The sequence below is a fragment of the Streptomyces sp. NPDC094034 genome, assembly GCF_040303865.1.
GTDB lineage: Bacteria > Actinomycetota > Actinomycetes > Streptomycetales > Streptomycetaceae > Streptomyces.
In genome coordinates this window covers 1-4,383 of record NZ_JBEOUD010000099.1, presented here as the reverse complement: position 1 = coordinate 4,383, position 4,383 = coordinate 1, and the positions used below count along the sequence as shown (strand labels likewise).

Below are 4,383 nucleotides of genomic sequence, written 5' to 3'. Positions count from 1 at the left end.
ACACCCCCCGGAAAACGACACCCCATACCCACCACCGCCACCGGCTCATGCACACGCCCCTCAACCTCAACAAGCCGCCGCTCAGCCCGATGAAGCTCCACCGTCACGCGCTTAAGGTATTCGGCGATCTTCGCTTCGTTCGTCATGGTTGGCCCCCTGGTTGTCCGAACCTGTCCGACGCTGTCGGCCAAGCCGGTTGTCGATAAGTTCGAAGATCTCGTCGGGCGTCGCCGACAGAATCGTGTCCGTGAGGTCCCCGCCGGGCCGTTCCAGTTTCCGCAGCAGGGCGTGCAGGCGCTCGGCGATCGCGTCGTGGGCGTCGGCATCGGCCGGATCGAGCGAACCGAGAGCCGTTTCCAGGGAATCGAGCCGCGCCATCGGGGAGACGTCCTCGGCGGCAGCCGGAACCGGAGCCAGCAGCTCGCGCACATGTGCCGCGAGCGCCGCCGCCGTCGGGTGGTTGAAGACGACAGTGGCGGGCAGCCGCAGGCCGGTCGCGGCGCTGAGCCTGTTGCGCAGTTCGACGGCCGTCAGAGAGTCGAAACCCAACTCCTTGAAGGCCCGGCCGCTTTCCACGGTCTGGCGGGTACCGCCAAGGACGGCCGCCGCGTGGCCGCTGACCAGTTCGAGCAGCAGGGCGTGCTGCTCGGACGGGGGCAGGGCCGACAGCCGCTGTTGCCACGAGTCCGCGCCCGTCACGGCGCCCGCCGCCCTGCGCCGTGACGAGGTACGGACCAGACCGCGCAGCACCGCGGGCAGCGGGCCGCTGCGCGCGAGCTCCCGCAGGGACCGCGTGACGATCCTGGCCGGCGCCAGGGCCGGGAGCCCTCCGGCGAGAGCGGTGTCGAAGAGGGCGAGTGCGTCGTCCGTCGCCAGGGCACCGACGCCGGTGCGGTCCATGCGGGCCACATCCGCCCGGGAGAGATGGCTGGTCATCCCGGTGGACTCGGCCCAGTAGCCCCAGGCCAGGCTGGTCGCGGGCTGCCCGTGGGCATGACGGTGCGCGGCCAGACCATCGAGAAAGGCGTTGGCCGCCGCGTAGTTCGCCTGGCCCGGTGTGCCGATGACGCCGGTGACGGACGAGAACAGGACGAACGCGGCGAGGTCCAGCCGAGAGGTCTGCTGGTGCAGATTCCACGCGGCGTCCGCCTTGGGCCGGAGCACCCGACGCGTCTGCTCCGTGGTGAGGGCGTGCACGGTGGCGTCGGCGAGGACACCGGCCGCGTGGACGACGGCGGTGAGCGGGTGGTGGGGGTCCACGGTGCCCAGGGTCGCCCGCAGGGCCCGCGGGTCACCGACATCGCAGGCGACCACGGTCACCTCGGCGCCCTCGGCGGCGAGTTCCGCGCGGATCTGGTCGGCACCATCGGCGTCCGGGCCCCTGCGGCTGGTCAGGAGCAGATGCCGGATACCGTGTGAGGTCACGAGGTGACGGGCGACGAGCCGGCCGAGAGTGCCCGTGCCGCCGGTGACGAGCACCGTACCGGCCGGGTCGAGCGGCCGGGCCGGCGCCGCTGGGTCGGGGATCGTCCGCGTCAGCCTCGGGGTGTGCGACCTGCCTCCGCGCAGCGCCAGTTGGGGCTCGCCGGTGGCCAGTGCGGCGGGCAGCGCGCGCACCGAGGCCGGTGTGTCGTCGATGTCGATCAGTGTGACGCGGTCGGGGTGTTCGGCCTGGGCGCTGCGGACCAGTCCCCAGACGGCGGCGCCCGCCAGTCCGGTCACATCGTCACCGGCCCGGACGGCGACGGCGCCCCGCGTGAGGATCACGAGTCGGGCGGTGTCGGTGCCCTCGTCGGAGAGCCACTCGCGCAGCAGCCCGAGCGTGGCCTCGGTGGCCCGATGGGCGTGGTCCGAGGGGGTGTCGGGCCGATGTGAGCCGGCGTCGTCCTGCCCGGTGGGGGGCACGGACGCGGCGGTGGAGTCGGCGGGAGCGGCCAGTACGACGCCGGAAGCCCGTACGACGCCGGAAGCCCGTACGACACCGGAAGAGGGGGCGCCGAGTGCGCGTGCCGAAGCCGTCGCCAGGTCGGGACAGGTCCCTACCGTCACCCCGGCGCGGGCGAGTTCGCCCCTGAGGGATGCCGTCCCGTCTCCCAGCAGGGTCCAGACGCCGGAAGCGCCGCCCGCCGTGCTGTCCACCTCCGGCCAGTCGAGGTGGAAAAGGCTCCCGCTGTCCCGCTCCCGCGGTCGCTGCGCCGGATCGTCGGGGGCGTCCGCCAGAGTGAGGGACTCGGCAGCCGCGACCGGCCGCCCGGCGGGATCGGCCAGCGCCAGCCGGTACCGGTCCGTGCCGAGCGCGGTGAGTCGTGCGCGTACGGAGGTGGACCGGGTGGCGTAGAGGCGCAGGCCGCTCCAGGACACCACGCGTCGTGCGGCGGCGCCGTCCTGGTGCAGAGCGGGGGCAAGCGCACGGGAAGCCGCGTCCAGCAGTTCGGGATGGATTCCGAAGCCGTCCACGTCGGTGGGCGGATCCTCCGCGAGCGCCACCTCCGCGTACAACTCGGAGCCCTGCCGCCACAGCGCCCGCACACCGCGGAACGGCTCTCCCGGACCGGCACCATCGTCCTCAAGGTCCGGCGCGAGATCGTCGAGATCGACGGACGTGGCGCCCGGTGGGGGCCAGGCGCCGTCGGAAGACGCGACAGCCGGGGCGGCGGCGTCGTCGCGTGGCAGAACCGCGGCCTCGGCGTGTCGTGTCCAGTCACCGTCCTCGTCCTGGTCCTCCGGGCGGGAGTGAACGAGAACCTCACGCCGCCCGGACGCGTCCGGCGCCCGGACGGTGATCTGGAGCTGACACGCGTGCTCGGCGGAGAAGCCCAGTGGAGAAAGCACCGTCAGTTCGTCCACCCAGGGGCACTCGACCTGCTCGCCGACGTGCAGGACGAGTTCGGCGAGCACCGCGCCGGACAGTGCTGCGCCCGCCCCGGGACCTCCGGCCGGCCGGAGGTGCGCACCGGGGGCCAGGCGTCCGGTGAACACCAACTCCCGGCTGTCGGCCAGGGGGACCGCCGCACCCAGCAGTGCGTGTTCCGCCGCGAGCAGCCCGGCCGAGGTCACGTCCGCGGTACCGGACGTACTGTCAAGCCAGTACCGCTCCCGCTGGAAGGCGTACGTGGGCAGTTCGACCGTACGGGCCCCGTGGCCGGCCAGTACGGCGGACCAGTCGGCGGACACACCATGAGTGTGCACCTGGGCGAGCGAGGTGAGAAAACGGCGCAGGCCGCCGTCGTCCCGGCGCAGTGTGCCCGTGACCAGGGCGTCCGCCGCGGCCCCCGCCGCGCCGCTCACCGTGTCCTGAACCGCCATGGTCAACACCGGGTGCGGACTGACCTCGACGAAGGTACGGTGCCCAGCCGCCAGGAGCGCCCGCGTCGCACGCTCGAACCGCACGGTCTGACGGAGGTTGCGGAACCAGTACGCGGCATCCAGGGTCGCGGTGTCCAGCGGCTCACCGGTCACCGTCGAGTAGAAGGGAAGCTCCGAGGTGCGGGGGGTGATCCCGGACAGCAGCTCAAGCAGGTGATCGTGGAGCACGTCCACATGCGGGGAGTGGGACGCGTAGTCGACGGCGATCCGCCGGGCGTCCACCCCCTCCTTCGCACACGCGGCCAGCAGTTCTTCCAGCGCCTCGACGTCGGCGGAGACCGTGGTCGACGAGGGGCCGTTGACGGTGGCGATGTGCACGCGACCGCCCAGACGCGCGAGCCGGTGCTCCAGCTCATGGGCGGGCAGGGACACCGACGCCATGCCACCGTTTCCGGCGAGCGCGACGATGGCCCGTGACCGCAGGGCCACCACCTGGGCCGCGTCGTCCAGGCTGAGCGCGCCGGCCACCTGGGCCGCGGCGATCTCACCCTGCGAGTGCCCGACGACCGCGTCCGGCACGATGCCCAGGGAGCGCCAGAGCTCCGCCAGCGACACCATCACCGCGAACAACACGGGCTGGACCACATCGACCCGGTCCAGGTTCGGTGCGTGCGGCACACCACGTACAACGTCCAGCAGCGACCAGTCGGTGTGGGGCGCGAGAGCGTCGGCACACTCGGCAAACCGATTCGCGAACACCTCGGAGGAGTCGAGGAGTTCACGGGCCATGCCCACCCATTGGGATCCCTGACCGGGGAAGACGAAGACGGTGCCGCCCGCTTCGTCCGCCGTCCCGGAGACCACCTGGGCGGCGGGCTCTCCGGCGGCGAGTGCTTCGAGTCCGGTGAGGAGTTCCGTACGGTCCTCACCCACCACCACGGCCCGATGATCGAACAACGCACGCGTCCTCGCCAACGACCACCCCACATCCGCGGGCAACACCTCCGGCCGCTCCTCCAAAAACACCCGCAGACCAGCAGCCTGCGCCCGCAACGCCACATCCGACACAGCCGACAA

The 4,383-nt window shown here is 72.3% G+C and carries 2 protein-coding genes; both read right to left on the bottom strand.

All coding sequences use genetic code 11. The features are described 5' to 3' along the window. The coding region (locus ABTZ59_RS36830) for a polyketide synthase docking domain-containing protein (RefSeq protein ID WP_351425778.1) at positions 1-146 on the bottom strand (146 nt) is incomplete at its 3' end. Then, positions 112-4,374, bottom strand: coding sequence for a type I polyketide synthase (locus ABTZ59_RS36825; protein WP_503003866.1), 4,263 nt, complete (start codon positions 4,372-4,374; stop codon positions 112-114). The genes ABTZ59_RS36830 and ABTZ59_RS36825, both read right to left, overlap by 35 nt. Positions 4,375-4,383: the final 9 nt, after the last annotated feature.